16 protein-coding genes are annotated in these 20216 nt (G+C 61.3%); 2 read left to right on the top strand and 14 right to left on the bottom strand.

Annotation, left to right across the window (positions count from 1 at the left end; all coding sequences use genetic code 11):
• Positions 1–192 precede the first annotated feature (192 nt).
• The 3 genes from GCU42_RS08830 to GCU42_RS08820 form a co-directional block, all read right to left on the bottom strand.
• Positions 193–834 (bottom strand): RES family NAD+ phosphorylase, encoded by a 642-nt coding sequence (locus GCU42_RS08830; RefSeq protein ID WP_114227175.1) that lies wholly within the window; start codon positions 832–834, stop codon positions 193–195.
• A complete protein-coding gene (locus tag GCU42_RS08825) occupies positions 773–1060 on the bottom strand; it encodes a helix-turn-helix domain-containing protein (RefSeq protein WP_152569528.1) in 288 nt (95 codons plus the stop codon). Before GCU42_RS08825 ends, GCU42_RS08830 begins: the two co-directional genes overlap by 62 nt.
• A 100-nt stretch (positions 1061–1160) precedes the next feature.
• Positions 1161–2435: a hypothetical protein gene (locus GCU42_RS08820; RefSeq protein WP_152569527.1), complete on the bottom strand. Its 1275-nt coding sequence runs from the start codon at positions 2433–2435 to the stop codon at positions 1161–1163.
• A gap of 99 nt (positions 2436–2534) precedes the next feature.
• Between GCU42_RS08820 and GCU42_RS08815 the strand changes: the two genes are divergently transcribed.
• Positions 2535–3749, top strand: a complete 1215-nt coding sequence (locus GCU42_RS08815; protein ID WP_152569526.1) for a hypothetical protein — start codon at positions 2535–2537, stop codon at positions 3747–3749.
• Positions 3750–4086: 337 nt separating this feature from the next.
• Here the strand turns inward: GCU42_RS08815 and GCU42_RS08810 are convergent, their stop codons facing one another.
• The 11 genes from GCU42_RS08810 to GCU42_RS08760 all read right to left on the bottom strand — a co-directional run bounded on the left by GCU42_RS08810 (position 4087) and on the right by GCU42_RS08760 (position 14607).
• A complete protein-coding gene (locus GCU42_RS08810; protein WP_114227170.1) occupies positions 4087–5559 on the bottom strand; it encodes a class I SAM-dependent DNA methyltransferase in 1473 nt (490 codons plus the stop codon).
• A complete protein-coding gene (locus tag GCU42_RS08805) occupies positions 5556–5762 on the bottom strand; it encodes a restriction endonuclease subunit S domain-containing protein (protein ID WP_152569525.1) in 207 nt (68 codons plus the stop codon). The genes GCU42_RS08810 and GCU42_RS08805 overlap by 4 nt, the downstream gene beginning before the upstream one ends.
• A 96-nt stretch (positions 5763–5858) precedes the next feature.
• A complete protein-coding gene (locus tag GCU42_RS08800) occupies positions 5859–6974 on the bottom strand; it encodes a restriction endonuclease subunit S (RefSeq protein WP_162789187.1) in 1116 nt (371 codons plus the stop codon).
• 11 nt (positions 6975–6985) lie between these two features.
• Complete coding sequence (locus tag GCU42_RS08795; protein WP_168713110.1) at positions 6986–9718, bottom strand: type I restriction endonuclease subunit R; 2733 nt, start codon at positions 9716–9718, stop codon at positions 6986–6988.
• Positions 9719–9855: 137 nt separating this feature from the next.
• Entirely contained in the window at positions 9856–11493 is a 1638-nt protein-coding gene (locus GCU42_RS08790; protein ID WP_114227168.1) for a recombinase family protein, read from the bottom strand.
• On the bottom strand, positions 11486–11884 hold the full coding sequence (locus GCU42_RS08785) for a DUF2924 domain-containing protein (RefSeq protein ID WP_114227167.1): 399 nt from the start codon (positions 11882–11884) through the stop codon (positions 11486–11488). The genes GCU42_RS08790 and GCU42_RS08785 overlap by 8 nt, the downstream gene beginning before the upstream one ends.
• 2 nt (positions 11885–11886) lie before the next feature.
• Positions 11887–12153: a DUF3489 domain-containing protein gene (locus tag GCU42_RS15390; RefSeq protein ID WP_240309391.1), complete on the bottom strand. Its 267-nt coding sequence runs from the start codon at positions 12151–12153 to the stop codon at positions 11887–11889.
• 299 nt (positions 12154–12452) lie between these two features.
• On the bottom strand, positions 12453–13454 hold the full coding sequence (locus tag GCU42_RS08775) for a DUF4268 domain-containing protein (protein ID WP_114227791.1): 1002 nt from the start codon (positions 13452–13454) through the stop codon (positions 12453–12455).
• 302 nt (positions 13455–13756) lie between these two features.
• Positions 13757–14026: a DUF5985 family protein gene (locus GCU42_RS08770; RefSeq protein ID WP_205214953.1), complete on the bottom strand. Its 270-nt coding sequence runs from the start codon at positions 14024–14026 to the stop codon at positions 13757–13759.
• Positions 14023–14301 (bottom strand): DUF5985 family protein, encoded by a 279-nt coding sequence (locus tag GCU42_RS08765; protein WP_114227165.1) that lies wholly within the window; start codon positions 14299–14301, stop codon positions 14023–14025. The genes GCU42_RS08770 and GCU42_RS08765 overlap by 4 nt, the downstream gene beginning before the upstream one ends.
• Before the next feature lie 3 nt (positions 14302–14304).
• Entirely contained in the window at positions 14305–14607 is a 303-nt protein-coding gene (locus tag GCU42_RS08760) for a hypothetical protein (RefSeq protein WP_152569524.1), read from the bottom strand.
• 230 nt (positions 14608–14837) lie between these two features.
• Here GCU42_RS08760 and GCU42_RS08755 point away from each other — a divergent pair, with 230 nt between their 5' ends.
• Complete coding sequence (locus GCU42_RS08755; RefSeq protein WP_205214952.1) at positions 14838–20210, top strand: HAMP domain-containing protein; 5373 nt, start codon at positions 14838–14840, stop codon at positions 20208–20210.
• Positions 20211–20216 lie beyond the last annotated feature (6 nt).

The following is a 20216-nucleotide window of genomic DNA, read 5'->3' as shown; positions in this document are numbered from 1 at the left end:
TCATCGAGGTCGGTGACGGCCGTGAAGACCCAACCGCCGTCGCTTAGGCTGTCGCCGCGACCGCCCATGAGCAGACATTCATTCATGGAGACGGATGCGGGCGGAAAGACCCGACCGCGGACGTTCAGCGCCTGGCGGGGTACGGCTGCGCGGCGAAGCAACATCGGCCGGTGCGCTCGCCCAAGCTGTTAGTCAGCCGTCGGGCAGATTTAGTTCCCGCCACTCAGTCCAGCTGACCTCTAAGGTTTCTTCCACGTCAATCGCGAACGCCAGATCTAGATTGTCGTACAAAATAACGTTGTCGCATGACCAACGGGCTGACGGAACCCTCAAGCCGTCCACTCCGAGAAAGCTTATCGCAGCACCAATCTCCTGAGTTCTCGACGGTGGCGCCTCGCCCATTCCCACATAGGATCGTGTGTCATATGTTCTGGCGTCGATGCCGAGCCGCGTTAGATCGGCCTCGTCAAGGGTGATTACCTGCTCGGCTCGAACTGTAAGCTTGTGGATTAGCACTGGTTTAGTTGGCGGCGGTGTCAGCAGCGCTAACCAGCTGCTCATCTCGGCGATAGCCCCATCGCGCTCGCAGCTAGTATATAGAACAGGCACTGACTGGTAGCTCGACGGTGGCGCCCAGCGACCACCTCGATATGAGAAAGCGGTGGGATCCTGTGATAGGCGCGTCGCACGCCAGACAACCCCGGCGAAAGGCTGCACCGTGTACCCGGCCAGCAGATCCAAAAGATCCGGATCGTGCGGGCGAGAACCACTATCAGGCAAAGACCCCGTCCCGCAGTTGGCACACAAACGCCACCACCTCGTCAATGCGGCCATTCTTGATGAGATCCGCAGGCGACTGATTGTTCAGCAGCCGCTGACGGGAGAACAGAAATAGCCTGGCCTCACGAGGCTCGTAGAAGTCGCTTAGCTGGTCCACGATGTATTCGAGCTCAATCAGCTCCTTTTCAGTGCCAGAGTGCGGGTAAGCTTTACCCTGGTTCCAGCGCGATACAGTCTCCGGCCTAGTCCCGAGCAGATTGGCGACGTCGATGTGCTTCATCCCCCCCTTGGAGCGGATCGAGTCTAGCTTCCTTGCGACCGCCGTCATGATGTTACCCAGCCTTTCTCGTTCAAACTTAATCCTTTCACACGAGCCACGATCACTCTTCTCGCTGCTGGCGCGACAACGGACATTGCGCCACTGTCAAAGGCTCAAAATTTTCGGTCATGTCTGCCAACGCGCCCCGAAAGCGTCCCATGGCGAGGTGGCGCTTAGCGAGGCTGGCCACTAACTTCTCATCGGTGAGCGGCAGCGTGGCAGCTGCAGCAAGGGCATCAGATCTAGGCCGCACCATCTCGTCCATAAAAGCGCTCGCGCGGCCGCCGATCGGCGTCGAGCTCAGCATCTCGACCTGACGGGCGCGACTATAGCAGTAATGGCGAGCGGGATGCTCAACCATGTCGCGGTAGCCGCGAGGACAGCAGCGCGGATCACGGCACGCATGCTGTCCCCTGACACGTAGAGAGTGCTCGAGCAGGTTCGATGCCTGATCTTTAGCAACCAACATGTCCAAGCCTTGCAGGTAGACCCGAGGAGCGGGCACGCGTGGCGTTCCACCGCGAGGATGACGCCACGCAGATGCCTTGAAGCTCTCGAACATCATGATGCCATGCGCAATGCCACCAGTTGCACCGAACGCGAGCGTAGCGAGCCCGGGCAACCCGCCAGCATGGTCAACTACAACCGGTACTCCCAGCTGATGGAAGTCCTGAGAGGCATTTACAAAAGCGCGGACCTTCTCGCCACTGGCGTCAGCGCCGAAGTTCTCTACCTTGATCCAAAGCGCGTCCATGTCGACCGAGCGCAAGGCTTCGACGATTGCACCCCGCTCTTCCGTGTTCCGTAAGAGCTGAAACGGCAACGCCAGAGAATAGAAGAGCGCCGATTGACGCGGCAGTTGAGCTTTCAGACGAGTGGCGACGGCACGATCCGCAGCGAACCAAGGATCATTGGCACTGCTAATTAGGTGGGTGGGGGCCAGAACCGCAGAGATTCCATGCTCTTCGGCAAAGGTGGCAATTTCTTCTGCCCGGCGTTGCCCCTCTGCCCCTCGAAAATCTCCTATCGCAGACTGGCGCCCGAGCCCCCACGGCAGTTTACCAAGGCTATTGCTGTAGCCACCCACAAAGGCTGCTTGCTGAGAGCGCGTGTCGAGCACCGCATCTAGGCCGTAGGTCGCTGCCGCAGCAATCAACTCGCGATGACGCTCGACATTGTGCGCATCAAATACGAGGCCTGAATACGCCCTCTCTCCCTCCGCCAGTCGGCTAGCAACTTCCTTGTGATCGTTTCGACCAACCCGAAGATAGTAGCCGATCCGAGCTGGAGATGGCCGTAGGCGACGTGGACGGGGCAGCTGGATGACGTTTGACATGCCAATCTCCTTGAGGAGTGAATTGACTATAGTATTGACATTTCGATTGCGCAAGCCAGACGGTATCGACAAAGGGAAGGCCTTGAACAAAGGCGTGCCATGATCATTCGCAAGTACGCCGCCTGCGAAGAGTGCGGCACCGATCATGTTCTTCGGATTGGCCTTGGTAATGAGCCCGTCGAGCAGCACCATTTTGCATGCAGCCATTGTGGTTCCGAAATGGGGCTTACACTTGAACAAGGAGTAGGCATCCGCTTCGGCCCGAACGCTATTGAGGTTGACCCCAATGACAGCGCGGCTGTCATCAATTTGCATCCAGACTTTCTTTTCGGCCAAGCCGAGCGATCCGATCCTAAATTTTTCGCCAGCCTCGAGATGGGCGCGAGGATGGTTCAAAATATGCTCGCTGCACGGCGCGCAGCAGGGCTCAGTGAAGATTTCAGCGACGCCGAAAAGGCCGCGCCGCCGCCGGCTGCAATCGGATTCGAATGGGAGGCTCTTCGCGCAGCCTGGTCGCTTCACCGCAATGGCAAGGACAAGCTCGCCGTTGCGCGTCGCGAGCGCTTTCAGAAGGCGAACCCGCTACCCGAAGCGCCTGACGGGCTGCCGGACTGGTTGTTTATGTTCACTCAGCGACTAGCTGGCTTCGCCTTCGAACCGATGTTTGAGGGTCTGTTCCAAGTGCTTAGACAAGCCATGGAGTCTGCCGATTTCGAGCGATTTCTCGGCTATTTCGACGCTGAACTTAGCCGGTCGCATGGGCGCCGCTACTTCGAACTTATGAAGGCCTACCTTAACCATTTCTCCGAATTCTCGCAGGCGCATTCTGCTGTTAACTTCGGGGTCAAGGTAGCGGATACAGCCGTCGCCGGCTCCACCGATTTCGACCGGACACGTATGGTCTACGGCGACGCATTCGAGACCTTTGCGAGCAACGTCGAACTACTTGCAATGCTGAACAATCTAGTTGTGGGGCGATCGTTCGATCAATTCGAGACGATGACACTGGACGACTACCATCGAATCGACAAAGCTGGCCGAGTTAGAGCTTTTTCCGCGCACCCGGCCTTGGCCGCAGCCGCCGCCGAGTTCGATAACCAGCTCCGCAATGCCTCCCATCACAACGGAATGGAGTTCGACCGCAAGACCGGGATCATTCACTATCGATCGGGAAAGGGCGGACAGGGCGAAGTAAAGACGCTTGGGTACGGTAATTATCTCGCGCGCACTGCTACCCTTTTCATTCAGACTATGCTGCTTTTCCGTCTTGAGTTGCTTATCGCCGACCGTTTCAAGCGGCGCCCGCCTCTCTAACGACCGCCTTATCGCCGAAGGTCGCTCGACCCGAATGCAGGCCAGCATGCCTGGTCTTCGACGCCCAGGATCGGATTCAGCTTACCGCCAGGTCCTGGTCAAGACTGGCCAAACCGATGCGCTCGAATTCTATCGAGACAAGACGATTGCTGCCTTGCTGAACGATCGTCGGCTATTCGCCTGTGTAAACCTAACAGCGGACCGGCCGCTTTCCACCAAAAACGACTGTTCGCGCGGACCCTAAGTGTCGAGAGGTCCTAGGGAGCTCCCCTCGCGTGCGATCCGGCACGCAGTACAAATGTGCGAAAATGTCATGAGTACGGCGGTTGTTGGCACTTCAGCTCGGGGCATTTGAGCTGGGCAAAGAGATATTCGCCGCCACCGACCGGAACTTCTCCAGCGCCGTCTCCAGGCTGTCCACAATTTCCGCCGCCAGCTCAGCTGGTGGTGGTAGGCTGTCCGGGTCGGTGGTGCTGGCGTCCTTCAGCCAGAAGATGTCGAGGTTCAGCTTGTCGCGCTTTACCAACTCCTCATAGTCGAAGCGGCGGAAGTGGTCGGTCTCCTGCCGCTCGTGCCGCCTCCGCTTCTCGCCGTAGCAGGCGACAAAATTGTCGAGATCGGAACGCTTCAAGGGCCGTTCGCGCAGGGTGAAGCGCTGGTTGGTGCGAAGATCATAGACCCATAAATCGCGGGTGCCGATGCCGCTGCCCGGAGCCACCCGATCGAAGAACAGGACGTTGGCCTTTACCCCTTGGCTGTAGAAGATGCCAGTTGGCAGTCGTAGAAGGGTGTGGAAATCGAACTCCTCCAGCAGGCGCTTACGCAGGGCCTCGCCCGCCCCGCCCTCGAAGAGGACGTTGTCCGGCATGACGACGGCCGTGCTGCCGCCGACCTTGAGGATCGACATGATGTGCTGGAGGAAGTTCAGCTGCTTGTTGCCCGTGGTGACGGTGAAGTCGTCACGGACATAGTCCTGCCGCTCGCTCTCGATTCCGCCATCCTCCCGGACGATACGGAACGACTGGCGCTTCCCGAACGGCGGGTTGGTCAGGATGACGTCGAATGACTGGACGCCCCGGTCCAGCAGCGCATCCGCCTGGCGCACGGGCGACACCGCCCCGCCGATGCCGTGCAGGTAGAGGTTCATGGCGCAGAGCCGGACGACCTCTGCGACGATATCGGTGCCCGAAAGTTTCTCCTCGCGGAGAGCTTTGGCGACCTTTCGGTCGCGGGCGGCCGGCTTCGCCTTCATGTGCTCGTAGGCGGCGAGCAGGAAGCCGCCGGTTCCGACCGCCGGATCGTGAACCGTGTGCTCGGGCTCCGGGTCGACGAGCTGGGTGATCACCTCAATCAGCGACCTGGGTGTGAAATACTGGCCGGCGCCGGACTTCACCTCGCCTGCGTTCCGCTCGAGCAGGCCCTCGTAGATGGTGCCCTTCACATCGACGTCGAGGCCCATCCAAGTCTCGGCTCCGATCAGCGTCACGAGACGCTGCAGCTTGGCCGGGTCGCCGATCTTGTTCTCGGCCTTCAGGAACAGGGTGCCGACGATGTCGGTGCGCCGGGACAGGGTTTCTAGGATGCGGCGGTAGGTCCGCTCCAGCTCCTCTCCTGCCTTGCCTGCGAGCGCATCCCAATTGGCATCGGCCGGCAGAGCCGAGGCCTCACCGAGCGCCTCGGTCCGCTCCTTGTCCATCTTCATAAAGAGCAAGAAGCTGATCTGCCCAAGGTAGTCGCCATAGGACACGCCATCGTCCCGTAGGACGTGGGCGTAGTTCCAGACCTTGGCGACGAGCGCCTGCTCATTCATGCGATGAGTTCTCCACGGAAGGCAGCGGACAGGATGGAGTGGCGGAGGCTCAGCGGCAGTCGATCTACCTGCACCAATTCATCCTCTCCCGGCTCCGCTTCTGCTTCCAAGTGCGCAAGTCTATCGAGAACCGCGGCGAGTTCTGCTTCTGAAGGTAATGGGATCGGCATGTCGCGGAGGGTCTGTCCAGAGATTTTAGGCATGGTGCCCGCGCCCCCCTGGGCCGAGCTCATCAAGTAGTGGCGCCCATGCGGAGAGGTTGACCACCGCCAAACCCATTGCGTCAATGAGTCGGTCAGCTATCGGACGCGTATCATCAGGTCCGGATAGATGTAGCGACCTTCTGGTCCGTCATAAACGGCGGCCATGCCCACGTATTCACGGGTGTTTCCCCGCTGGAACAGAAGGTCACCAGCCTCAAGGTATAGCGGAGAATCCTTCGGGATGTCCTCCGAAATGACCTTCACACAGTCCGGTCCAAGCCTTAGTCGGCCGGAGGTTGTCGCCGTAAGCTTCAGCGCCTCAGTGCCGCGGCCATCTGGCGACCGTTTCGGCGAGAAGCCATTAGATGGCCCCGACGAAATAATTTGTCCGAGAGTCGTCCAAGTCCACTCGGCTGGGACAGAAAAGGGGGGCTGGGGGGCAGATGCCTGGGACCCTGCGCCTCTGCCGCGTGCCCCAACGGCCCGGGGGAGCCGTGCTGAGTATAGCCGCACTAGATAGTCCGCGCCGATTTCTCCCGATGCGTTTTTCGCCCGCCAGTCGGCGGTGAGTTCGCCGGTGACGGCGGCCTTCAGCAGCGCCTTGCGCCAAGTCGCCAGATCCTCCCGCGCCCGCGCCAGCGCTGCCTCGCCATCGTCGATTTGGGCAAAGAAATCGTCGATGCGAGCGACGATGCGGCGCTGAGTTTCTAAAGGGGGGACCGGAAAGACCAGCTCACCTAGCGCCGTCCCCGATAGCTCCTTGAACGTCGTGCCGCTCGCATGGTCCTCAAGGTAGCTTCTTGAGAACAGCACGTAATAGCGGATGAAAAACGGATCGACTTCGTCGCCAAGGACAAGGCTCCGGAACCCTTGGTTCGTAAGCAGCGCATTGGACGCGACAGCGCAGTAGCCGACCGGCGCGCGGGAGGAGATCAGAACCGTGCCAGCGGGCAGAAGCGCTGCCCTGTTCACAAGATGCGGCGCAAGGTTGCGACGTCCCTCCGAGATGGTCGCGTGTGTATAACCAGAAAGGTCGGCTGGAGTGATCCAAGGCATGCCGTCGTCGCTGAAGTTCGATGGATCGGTAGCGTTCTTCGGCGTGCTGCCGCCGACGATGCGACCAAGATCACGCGCACGTCGCCAAACCCAACCTGGAGGCAGCGGCCAGCGACCTTCTACCGGCCCACTTGCCGCCACACGCTTCGCCTTCACCAGTCCCCCGCTTATGCCACCAATGCGTCCTGAAGCTCGTCGAGTAGCGGCTCAAGCCGCTGGCCGAAAGCCCGCCGGGCGCCAATGATGCCGCCCCTGCCCTCGAACTGGTCCTGGAGGTCGGCGGTGGTCACCTCGATGTTGGCGGCGAGATAGTCGCGGACGGCTTCCAGCCAGCCGAGCTGCTCCTGCGTATAGTGCCGCCCCGCCCGCTGCTCGCGGCCGAGCCACAGATTAAATCGCCCGGCCATGTCGGACGACAGCGGTGCCAGCGTTTCGGCGTGGCCGACGGCGAAGCGGACCAGCGCCACTATGTCGGTCAGAGTCTTGGCCGGGTTCGCCCGAACCTTGTCGCCCTGCAGCCGGCGGTAGGCGCTCCAGATGGCGAGCGGTTCCAGAAGCCACGGCGGCTGGAGCATGGCATCTCGCAGCTCCTCCAGGCTGGCATAGGTCAGGCGCCTGGTCGCCGCCGGCAAGCCGTAGAGGATGCGCAGGGCGGTGAGCTGGTCCCGATGCTCGTCCAGGAAGCGGGCGAAGTCGGCCGTCATGGTCGTGGCCTGACCTTCGTCCCAGGCCGAGGAGATCGTCACGTCCCGGCTGATGTCGTCGATGACGACTTCGGACGCCTTCTTCACCTCGATGAGCACGCGGCGAAGGTTCGGGTCGTTGTAAGCTAAAAGAGCTGCTTCCCGCCTGTCGGCCGCGACAGTCTCCATCTGCTCGGCGGTGGGACGGGGTCCGTGGCAGGTCTCGGCCTGCGAGATGATCGCGTCCGCGTCGATGGCTTCGACCAGCTCACCAGCCAAAGCGCTGAGAGGCTTGCCCGCAACCGCTTCCACCTTGGCGCGGGCGGCCGGGTCGAGCTTGCGGTCGAGCCGAGCGAGACGGCCGGCCAGCGTGGCGACGGCATCCTCGTCGCTACGTCCGCTGGCAATCTGCTCGAGAAGCTTCTCGAATGCGACGCCATGCTCTCGATCGAGTGGCACGGCTTGCACCTTCAGGCTGTCGGTCACGCCGACCGCGTCGACGAGCACGAAGCGGTCCTTCACCCCGGCGCCCGGCGTGATGGTGGCCAGCGTCGCCGGATCCATGGTCCGGACGCCGCGGCCCCGCATCTGCTCGAAGTAGACGGCGGACCGGACATCCCGGAGGAAGATCAGCGCCTCAATCGCCTTCACGTCCGTGCCTGTGGCGATCATGTCGACCGTGACGGCAATGCGTGGGTAGTATGAGTTTCGGAAGGCGTTGATCAGCTGCTCCGCATAGCCCGCCCCGACCCGGTAGGTGATCTTCTTGGCGAACTCGTTGCCCTGATCGAACACCTCGCGGGCGATCTCGACGATCTCCTCGGCGTGGTGGTCGTCCTTGGCGAAGATCAGGGTCTTCGGGACCTCCGTGCGCCCGAGAAAAAGCTCAGTGAACAGGGTGTCGCGATAGGTCTCGAGCACCGTGCGGATCTGGTTGCGTGCGATGACGCTCCGGTCGAGGTCCTGCGGAGCATAAACGAGGTCGTCGTCGAGAAGTCGGAATTCCTGCGCCCTGGTGTGTCGGTCACGAACCGGGACGGTGTAGCCGGCCTCCACCCGTCCGCCATGCTCGCCGATCTGGGTCCGGATGCGGAAGATCTCGAACGGCACGTTGACTCCGTCGGCGACCGACCGCTCGTAGGGGTAATCAGCAACGATGTTCTCGTTGAAGAAGGCTGCGGTCTGAACCGTGGGGGTAGCGGTCAAGCCGACGATCTGGGCGTCGAAATAGTCGAGAAGCTGGCGCCAGTTGCCGTAAATGGAACGATGGCACTCGTCGACGATGACGATGTCGAACGCTTCCGGCGGGATGGCGGCATTGTAGGCCACCTGCTTGGGCGGCGGTACCCAGCCCCGCTCGAAGTCGCTGGCTTCCTCGTCCTCGTCCGACAGCTCGGACCCGGTCAGCTGGGCGAAGAGGCGCTGGATGGTCGAGATAACCACCTTGGCGGGCGGGTCGAGCCCGACTGAGCCGAGCCGCTGAACGTTGTAGAGCTCGGTGAACAGGCGGCCGGTGCCCGGCGGACGGTAGGTCTGGAACTCCTTCAGCGTTTGCCGGCCGAGGTTGTTGCGGTCGACAAGGAAGAGGATGCGCTTGACGTCGGCATGGGCCAGCAAGCGGTAGGAAAGTGTCGCCGCGGTGAAGGTTTTGCCGGCGCCCGTTGCCATGCGGACGAAGGCTCGGGGCCGGTCGGCCGCAAGCGACTGCTCGATACCGGCGATTGCCTCGACCTGGCAGTCCCGCAGCCCGTCGGTGATCAGCGGCGGAAGCTTGCTGAGCCGTGATCGGAAGGACGAACCTGACTTCAGCCACTCGTGCAGCGTCTCGGGCTGGTGGAACGAAAACACCCGGCGTGACCGGTGCAGCGGATCGACACGGTCGGAGAACAGGATCTCGGTGCTGGACGCCTCATAGTCGAAACGAAACGGGTCGGTCCAACGCGCTAGGGGCTGCTCTGGAAGCGGCTGATAGCCGCGTGCCTGTTCGGCCACCCCGGACAAGGTCGCTCCAGCCGCCTTGGCTTCGATCACGCCGCATGCCTTGCCGGCCACGAACAGGAGGTAATCGCAGGGACCGGTCGCGAGTGGATACTCCCGAACCGCCACGCCCAGAGCGGCGGTCCGGTTCATAGTCGAGCGGTCCTGCACCACCCATCCGGTTGCTGCGAGCTGTTGATCGATGACCTGCCGGGCCGCTGCTTCGGGAGTGACGCTCACCGACCAACTATGAACTGCTAGTGTTGACGGAGGCAATACTTGCCCGTCCTGTTCGGACGCTGGCCTAGCCCCTTCAGTGAGTCATGACAAAACTGTACAAATGTCATGACAGCGTACTGTGAAAATTACGGGCTCCCTCACCAACTTAAGGGGTGCTCTCCCTCTAGCAGCTGCCTTGGCGTTAGGTCGTGAGGAGCCTTGCCATCGACGATCGCAGCCGTGACCTCCGGCGAGAGCCACGACAGCCGAACCAGCTTAGGCAGACGATGTCGGCAGCGCCCCTGCTCCGCCGCGAGCTCCCGAAGCGATTTCTCTGGTGCTGCCAGCACTGCCGCACGCGCAGCCTGCGCTTCAGCAAGCAGGGCAATCAGGTTATTGTCCCGCCTCGGCTGGCTTGCCGAGGCATTAGTCAACACCAGCTTTGTGGCCGTGCCCTGCCGCACCTTCGATGCTGAGGTGACCAGCTCGATGGGCTCGTCGCTAAGAGGGGGTGGTAATTCGAGCAGGCCTGCCAGCTGAGCCGCATCGATAAGCAAGGCGAGGTAAGCCTGGCTGACGGTGACCTTCATCAGCAGCCGCCCGAGTATCGCGCGCTGCCCCGCATTGGCCTGCAAACTTGCAGCGAAGTGATCGGCCCGATCTAAAAGGGCTCGCAGGTGAGAGGCCGTGGGCGAGGGGCCAGCCATCGCGGCAAGCTCCCGATGATCACGGAGGTACTGCGTCACTCGATCGACTACCGCAGCCTCGAGGTCTGCGGCTGGCATGCGCCACGCCTGCGGCTGACCCGTCCTCAGCTCCGCTGCATGAGTGATGTAGTAGCGGTAGCGCTTGCCCTTCTTCACAGCATGGCTCGGGGTCATGCGCCGGCCGTGTCCGTCGCGAAGGACACCTGCCAGTAAGCTGGTTGGGTTGCCGTTGCGTGCTCGGCCGCGGCTCACCCGATTATCAGCGATGCGCTGCTGAACGCTAGCCCAGAGCTCCGGATCGATGAGCGGCGGGTGCTCGCCTTCATGCTCCACGCCTTTGTGCACGACTTTGCCGATGTATATCGGGTTGCCGAGGATGTGGAACAGCACGCCACGCTCGAAGGGGATGCCCCCCACGATCCGGCTGCCCTGCTGGCGTACCTTAGTGCGGTAACCATCCGTCCGCAGCTCCTCGATCAGCTCACGGCCGGAACCCAGGGCCAGGTAGCGGGTGAAGATGTGCCGGACGGTTGCGGCCTCCGCCTCGTTGATGACGAGCTTGCGGTTTTGCACGTCGTAGCCGATCGGCACCGGGCCACCCATGAACATGCCCTTCTTCTTCGAAGCGGCGATCTTGTCGCGGATCCGCTCGCCCGTGACCTCGCGTTCGAACTGAGCAAAGGAGAGGAGCACATTGAGAGTCAGCCGGCCCATGCTGGTGGTGCTGTTCAGGGCCTGCGTGACGGACACGAAGGATGCACCTCTGGCATCCAACACCTCCACGATCCGTGCGAAGTCGGTGAGGGCTCGGGTGAGCCGGTCGACCTTGTAGACTACGATCACGTCAACCTTGCCCGCGGCGATGTCCGCCATCAGTCGCTTGAGGCCGGGCCGGTCCATGTTGCCGCCTGAGAAGCCGCCATCGTCGTAGCGCTCAGGGTTCTGAATCCAGCCCTCGTGCAGCTGGCTGAGGATGTAGGCGGCACAGGCCTCATGCTGGGCGTCGAGGCTGTTGAACTCCTGCTCAAGGCCCTCCTCGGTGCTCTTGCGAGTGTAGATAGCGCAGCGGATGACCTTGCGCTCAGGCATGCTTGCCGATCCCGAAGAACCTCGGCCCGGACCACGGCGTCCCGGTCACCTCGCGCGCGATGGCCGACAAGGAGCTGTAGGTCCGCCCTTCCCAGAGCATGCCCTCCTCAGTGGCGATCACATCGATGGTGCGGCCGTTCCACTCGCGCACCAGCCGAGTGCCTGGGCTGACCTCCGGTCTCTTCCTGCGACCAGCGGCGGCGATCTCGCGTGCGATCCTCGCTGGCAGCTTGCCATAGGCGCGCTCCTGGAGCCGGTAAGCAATGCCACGGCGCAAGAGGTCGGGCGGAAGGCGGGGGGCAGGGGTCTTGTAGACCATCTGCCACTCGGCCGGCAGCGCTGCTGCCGGCAGCGCGATCAACGCCGCCAGCTGTTGTTCAATGTCGGCCATGTTCAGGCGTCCACGCTGGCGAGATGGTAGCAGGTCACGTCACCGCGCTTGCGGCGCTCAATGGCATGGCCCTTCTTACGAAGGCCCGTCAGCATCGCTCGGGTCGTGTGCGGCTGCCAAGCGGTGGCTTCCACCAGCTCGGCAAGTGTGCCGCCTTGCTCGCGTCGAAGGAGGCCGAGTACTAGGTCGAACTTGGTGTTGCTGGGGGTGGCGGCCGCTTCGGCCTTGTCCTGCTTGGTTGTGGGTGCAGCCTTCTGATCTTTGGTCATGTGAGTGGTTCCAGTTGGCAGCCGCTGGATTGCCGCTTCCACTGACCGAAGCCCGGCAGATTCGGGCTGCCAGGCGCTATGCAGCTCACCAGCGCTGCGACTCACGAACTGATTTCCGCTCCGATAGCGAAAGAAGTCCAGGAGAAGGTGCCTCTTATCGCAAATTTGCGTTCTGCCTTGCGTGAGCGCGAAGCGGCCAACTTGTAGAGTCATCCCGAGCTGTCCCTGGCCGTGCTGGCCAAAGCTGCACCGTCCCTGTCCGTTTTTTGGAGCAGCGATGAGCATCGCAAGACGCGATGTCAGCTAACGGCCTTCTCGACCGGCTCTTGCCAGTTCTCGCTTCTTAGCTGCCGCACACGACTTTCAAAAACTCTCCTCAAGTCGTTTACATGCTTGGCTAACCAAGCATGCTGCCGCGGCCAGTCTGACCGGTCTTCCGGGTCCACGCCTCTAAGGGCAATAGAGACTCGTTTGTCGCGAGCATCGGGCAGTTCTTCCCAGAGCAGTTCGTACCCGAGCTCTTGTTCAACGTGCGCCCGTTGTTCGCAAAGCTGAAAAAAGAAGGATTTTGCATGCTCGTTCGAGATGTAGAGCTCCGCCCGAACCTGCTTTTTCGGACGGATCATAACCGCACCCAACATGAAGCCGCTGCGACCCACTGGGTACGTCATCCAAGATTGCAGCTGCGCCTTGCGATTTCCGCTGATTGGTCCCTTATGCCGGTCGAGTTCCAGATGAAATTGCTCCCAGTACTCTCTCTGCAAAACTCGGGTGTCGGATAACTCCGCCTCATCAATCGCACGGGCCGCTTGCGCGACGGATCTCGACCAATCGTTCGGCTTTGAGACGATGTTGAACTTCGGGGCAGCAGGAGAGTCGCCGATCCGCCAGAGCTCAACCTCCAGCCCGAAGAACCGAAAAGTGTCATCAGTGATCTTGTTGAGCCAGTCGAGCGTCGACCGGTGCTCTTCGGTGAACCGCGCTGCAATCCAGACGATCGTGACCGCTTCTAAACCCGAGGCGTATGTTAGCAGCTGTCCAAGGTGACCGTGATCGGTCTTCTCAAGCTGGTTCTCAATGAGCACCCAAGAGTTTGACCCTAACTCCTTGCAAAGGATGTCCGCACGGAACGGGCCAACCGCCTTTTCTTGTGCTTCAAGCTCAAGTTCAAGCCCAAGTGCATCCGCAAGTATGACTAAATTTTCATCTCGTGCGAGCCACGGGGTGAATGAAGTTGCTTCAGATACCCAAATCTGCCGCAGTTCGACTTTCTCTAGACGGCCCAAGACAGGCTCACTCACACGCAGCACCTCCGGTTACTCGATCGAAACGGATCGTTGCGTTTAAGCACGCGAAACGCAACGCAGAAGCTCCAATCTTATCGCGACGGGCAGACTCATCATGCCGGGCTATCGGCGCGCCCGGCATCGTTGATCTGGCTGGCAGATCTCCGGAGAGCGCGCTTGGAGACTCGAACCGGATTTCACATAAGACTGGTTGTCGCAAAGCGGCGAGCTTCCGCTTGAAGCGGGCGGGCAGTGGTTCCTAGCGAACCGGGAACTAATTTCAGTCCGCACGTACAAGTGGCACGCTTTCGCTTAGTTCAGCGCGAGCTTCTTCCTCTGTTTTTACCGTAAATTGCTGCCAGGATGAGCAGAAAGGCGGCCAGCCTGACGAGGTAGACCCAGCTCCGTTCCTCCACCGCGAAACGGCCAAGCGCGAGCAAGCTTTGTCCGAGGCCGAGGAGGCAGAAAGTACAGGCGAAGGATAAGAACAGCGGATCGCGACTGCGTGCCCAAAACCGAAGAAAGAACAGCGCCGCGACGAAGAACAGGGTCACCAGCATGCCGGAGAGGAAGGTGTACAGCATCATGCTTCTTCCTCCTGGTCCCAGATAAAACCGAAGACCAGCACGCCAACTCCCGCCAACGAGGTCACCAGGCGCAGTGTTTGCAGGTCTAGGTCCGGCCAGACCAGCAGATCGAGCACCAGCATCAGATTATTGAGCGCTAGAAAGGTAAAGCAGATTGAGCTCCACAACAGGAGGCGCGCCCCGCTGCGCAGATATCCTCGTGCCAGCAGGAACGCACAGCCGCTACTTGTAGCGAAGCACAAGAGGTAAACCGCGGCGGCCAGGAGCGGCTGCATGGGCTAGTCCTTTCGTAGCCGGAAGGCATCGGCGAAGGCTGACAGCCCTCGCGAATTCGCCGAAACGATCTGCCGGCGGACGGAATCCGGACGACGAGCGTACAGGTCCTGTGTTCCCTCGACCAGATCCCTCAGCCGTTCGGAGGCAGGGGCGTACAAGGCATACTCTTCTTCGTCGATGACGACCAAGCCACTGGCGACCAGATCGGCCAAGGAGTGTCGCACCACCAGTTCACTGGCCCGAAGAAGCGTGACCAGCTCGTGGTGCTGGCAAGGTCCGCCGCGCTGTTTGAGGAGCAGCAGCAAGTCCAAAGCCCAGACTGAGCGGAAGCTGCCCGCTATAAACCGTGTGATGTGTTCGGGTGACTCCATCGCGGCGCCCGCTAGCAGGGCCGATCGATACAGCACAGTGGCCATGTCGGACTATCGACATCCAACTTGATTTTCAGCACTCATCAAGGATTATCTCTGCTAATGAGCAAGCGTAGCCGGGGGGCTGCGTCATATTGGGCGGGGGGAGACGTACGGAGAGGCAGTTGAACATCCAAACATCGCGCGACTCTTTCGATCGCCGCCAACTTGTCTCAGCTCTCCGTGCTCTTCGTCGGGGCGACTTTACTGTTCGCTTGCCTGAAGACGCTGACGGCGTCGACGCCGAGATTGCAGCGCTATTCAATGAAGTCGTGTCGCTCAATGACGACATGGCGCAGGAATTCGCGCGTCTGTCGCAGGTTGTCGGCAAAGAAGGCAAGATCAGTCAGCGCGGTCAGGTGAAGAACGCCCGTGGCGGCTGGGAGACGGCGATCCGTTCCGTCAATGAGTTGATCGAGGACATGGTTCAGCCGACCGCCGAGGTGTCGCGCGTGATCGGCGCGGTGGCGAAGGGCGACTTGTCGCAAACTATGACGGTCGAGATCGACGGACGCCCCCTGCGCGGTGAGTTTCTCCGCATCGGCAAGGTGGTGAACACCATGGTGGAGCAGCTCGGTTCCTTCTCGGCCGAGGTGACGCGCGTCGCTCGCGAAGTCGGCACCGAAGGCAAGCTGGGCGGCCAGGCCAACGTGAAAGGCGTTGCCGGCACCTGGAAGGACCTCACCGACAATGTGAACGCCATGGCCACCAACCTGACCGGCCAGGTGCGCAACATCGCGGAGGTGACCACCGCCGTGGCGCGCGGCGACTTGTCGAAGAAGATTACGGTCGAGGTGAAGGGCGAGATCCTCGAGCTCAAGAACACTATCAACGTGATGGTGGATCAGCTCAACGGCTTCGCGTCCGAGGTGACTCGCGTCGCCCGCGAGGTCGGTACCGAAGGGAAGCTTGGCGGGCAGGCGCGCGTCGAAGGCGTCGCCGGCACGTGGAAGGACCTCACCGATAACGTGAACCTGATGGCCGACAATCTGACGGGCCAGGTCCGCAACATCGCTGAAGTGACTACCGCGGTCGCCAAGGGCGACTTGTCGAAGAAAATCACCGTCGACGTACGCGGCGAAATTCTGGAGCTGAAGAACACCATCAACACCATGGTGGATCAGCTCAACGGCTTCGCATCCGAAGTGACTCGCGTGGCGCGTGAAGTGGGTACCGAAGGTAAGCTGGGCGGTCAGGCGCAGGTGCCGGGCGTCGCCGGCACTTGGGCCGACCTTACCGACAACGTGAATCTGATGGCCGCAAACCTGACGGGCCAGGTCCGCAACATCGCGGATGTGACGACCGCGGTGGCCAAGGGCGACCTGTCCAAGAAGATCACAGTCGACGTGCGTGGTGAGATCCTGGAGCTGAAAGACACCATCAACACGATGGTGGACCAGCTCAACTCCTTCGCTTCCGAGGTGACTCGAGTGGCGCGCGAGGTGGGTTCGGAAGGCAAGCTCGGAGGCCAGGCGCAGGTTCCCGGCGTCGGCGGTACCTGGGCCGACTTGACGGACAGCGTGAACCTCATGGCCGGCAATCTGACGGGTCAGGTCCGCAACATCGCCGAGGTGACGACGGCCGTGGCGAAGGGCGATCTTTCTAAGAAGATCACGGTCGACGTGAAGGGCGAGATCCTTGAGCTGAAGAACACCATCAACACCATGGTGGATCAGCTAAACTCCTTCGCATCCGAGGTGACCCGCGTGGCCCGCGAGGTCGGCTCCGAAGGCAAGCTCGGCGGTCAGGCGCAGGTGGAAGGCGTCGCAGGCACCTGGGCCGACCTGACCGAAAGCGTGAACCTTATGGCCGGCAATCTGACCGGTCAGGTCCGCAACATCGCGGAGGTGACCACCGCCGTGGCCCGCGGTGATTTGTCCAAGAAGATCACGGTCGACGTGAAGGGCGAGATCCTCGAGCTGAAGGACACCATCAACGTGATGGTCGATCAGCTCAACGGCTTTGCGTCGGAGGTGACCCGCGTGGCGCGCGAGGTCGGCACCGAAGGTAAGCTCGGCGGGCAGGCGCAGGTGCCGGGGGTGGGCGGCACGTGGAAGGACCTCACCGACAACGTGAACGCCATGGCCGCGAATCTTACGGGTCAGGTGCGCAACATCGCCGAGGTGACCACCGCGGTCGCGTCGGGCGATCTCTCCAAGAAGATCACCGTCGACGTGAAAGGCGAAATCCTCGAGCTGAAAAGCACCATCAACACGATGGTGGATCAGCTCAATTCGTTTGCCGGCGAAGTCACCCGCGTGGCCCGCGAAGTGGGTACCGAGGGCAAGCTCGGCGGCCAGGCGCAGGTGCCGGGCGTCGCCGGCACCTGGGCCGACCTTACCGACAATGTGAATCTGATGGCTGCAAACCTGACAGGTCAGGTCCGCAACATCGCGGACGTGACGACCGCGGTGGCCAAAGGCGACCTATCCAAGAAGATCACGGTGGACGTGAAGGGCGAGATTCTAGCTCTAAAAAACACCATCAACACCATGGTCGACCAGCTCAATGGCTTCGCCTCCGAAGTGACCCGCGTTGCGCGCGAGGTCGGCACTGAAGGCAAGCTCGGTGGTCAGGCGCAGGTGCCGGGGGTGGGTGGTACCTGGAAGGACCTCACGGACAACGTGAACCTGATGGCGACCAATCTTACAAACCAGGTGCGCGGTATCGCGGAGGTGGTGACCGCGGTTGCTCAGGGTAACCTTAAGCGAAAGCTGACGGTGGACGCCAAAGGCGAGATCGCAGCGCTGGCCGAGACGATCAACTTCATGATCGACACGCTGGCGACCTTTGCCGATCAGGTGACCAACATGGCCCGCGAGGTCGGCATCGAAGGCCGGCTTGGCGGACAGGCGCGCGTGCCTGGCGCCGCCGGCCTCTGGCGCGACCTCACCGACAACGTGAACCAGCTCGCTGCCAACCTGACCAACCAAGTCCGCTCCATTGCCGACGTGGCTACCGCAGTGACCAAGGGCGACCTGTCGCGCTCCATCGCCGTCGAGGCGTCGGGTGAGATGGCAGCGCTAAAGGACAACATCAACGAGATGATCCGCAACCTCAAGGAGCAGACTTTGAAGAATGCGGAGCAGGATTGGCTTAAGACCAACCTCGCGAGGTTCAGCCGCATGCTGCAGGGCGAGCGCGACCTTGCCACAGTGTCGAACCTCATCATGTCCGAACTCGCGCCGCTGGTGAACGCCCAGTACGGCGTGTTCTACGTCACCAAGCGTGAGGAGGACGAAACCAAGCTCGAGCTGGTCGCCAGCTACGGCGCTGACAGTCCTGACAAGCTGCGCAGGGAGTTCAGCTTGCGCGAAGGGTTGGTCGGTCAAGCTGCGGCGGACAAGCGGCCGATCCTGCTCAAGAACGCTCCGGCCGACTTCATCAGGATCGGCTCAGGCCTCGGCCATTCAGCGCCAGCCAACGTCAACATCCTGCCGGCCTTGTTCGAGGACGACGTCAAAGCCGTGATCGAGCTCGCCTCGTTCAGCGACTTCAACGAAACGCACCAGAGCTTCCTAGACCAGCTGATGGAGTCGGTCGGCATCGTCCTCAACACGATTGCCGCAACTATGCGGACAGAGGGTCTGCTCAAGCAGTCTCAGCTGCTGACCCAGGAGCTGCAGGCGCGGCAGACCGAACTCACCACCAAGCAGGAAGAGCTTCACGCGACAAACGAGGAGCTTCAGGAAAAGGCGCAGCTGCTCGAAAACGAGAAGAAGCAGGTCGAAGCCAAGAACATCGAGATCGATATGGCTCGGCGTGCGATCGAGGAGAAGGCGGAGCAGCTGGCGCTCACTTCCAAGTACAAGTCCGAGTTCCTGGCCAACATGAGCCACGAATTGCGGACGCCGCTCAACTCGCTGCTAATTTTGTCTAAGCTGCTGTCCGACAATCAGCACGGCAACCTCAACGAGAAGCAGGTCGAGTTCGCCAAGACGATAAATTCGGCGGGTTCCGACCTGCTCAGCCTCATCAACGACATCCTCGATCTTTCGAAGATCGAGTCGGGTACCGTGAGCATCGAGGTTGGCGAGATGCCGATGGGCAGCCTCAAGCAGCACATGGAGCGGACCTTCCGTCAGCTTGCGGCCGACAAGAATCTTGAGTTCAACGTCAACTTTGATGCCGCCCTGCCGGAGGCCATCCGGACGGACGAGAAGCGCCTGCAGCAGATCGTTCTTAATCTCCTGTCCAATGCCTTCAAGTTCACGGCTCGCGGCGGCGTCACACTCGATGTGCGCTGCGCGACCAGCGGGTGGAGTAACAGTCATCCGGTGCTACGCGCCGGAGAGCTAGCCATTGAGATAGCGGTTACGGACACCGGTATCGGTATTCCCGACGACAAGCAGAAGTTGATCTTCGAGGCGTTTCAGCAGGCTGACGGTACGACCAGTCGTAAGTATGGCGGTACAGGCCTTGGTCTCTCCATCAGCCGCGAAATTGCCCGCCTGCTAGGTGGCGAGCTGCAGGTCCGCTCCACCCCCGGGGAGGGATCGACCTTCACCCTGTTCGTGCCGTTGTCCGCGGCACACGCGGAGGCCGCGCCCTCGGGCAGCAGCAATGTCCGTTATGAGAACAGTGGCGCCAATGTTCCCACGGCGCTGCCCAGCACGTTCGAGATTCAGGACGATCGCGATAGCCTGGGCCGTGATCCCTTTGTCCTAATCGTCGAAGATGATCCGACGTTTGCGTCCATCTTGCTCGATCTTGCCCGTGAGAACGGCCTAAAGGGCGTGGTCTCGACCGCTGGTTCAGGAACGCTGAACCTGGCGCGCAAACTGCATCCGAATGCCATTACGCTCGACTTGGGGTTGAGCGACATCGACGGGTTTGTGCTGCTCGATTTGCTCAAGCATGATCCAGACACGCGCGACACTCCCATCCACGTCATTTCGGGCGCGGACCGGCGGGAGTCTGTCATCGCCATGGGGGCGTTCGGCGTGACCGAGAAGCCGGCCGACCAAGCCGAACTCGGCGGGGTGTTCCGCGACCTGCTGGCCCAAGCTCGCAAGGCGGGACGCAAGCGCGCGCCGGCCCGCCAAGCCGCGCCAGTGCCGGTGCGCGAGGTGCCGGAACTCGCTGGCGCCAAGATGTTGATTGTGGATGACGACATCCGCAACATCTTCTCGCTCACCAGCGTGCTTGAAAGCTACGGGGTCGAAGTGATGCACGCCGAGCGCGGCAAAGAAGGCATCGCGATTTTGGAACGTACACCGAGCATCGATGCAGCACTTATCGACATTATGATGCCCGAAATGGACGGCTACGAGACGATGCAGCAGATTCGCTCGCGTCCTGCACTAGCTGACGTGCCGCTCATTGCTGTCACTGCGAAGGCGATGAAGGGCGATCGTCAGAAGTGCCTCGATGCGGGGGCTAGCGATTATATAGCCAAGCCGGTCGACATCGACCTGCTGCTCGCTCTCTTGCGCGTGTGGGTTGCGCGGAGCCGCGACGCCACCACGGGACAGTTGATCATTGAAGCTGCGGAATAGTTGTGA

Source organism: Sphingomonas ginsengisoli An et al. 2013 (genome assembly GCF_009363895.1).
Lineage (GTDB): Bacteria > Pseudomonadota > Alphaproteobacteria > Sphingomonadales > Sphingomonadaceae > Sphingomicrobium > Sphingomicrobium ginsengisoli.
The sequence above is the reverse complement of the archived record's forward strand: the minus strand, read 5'-3'. Positions and strand labels throughout refer to the sequence as shown.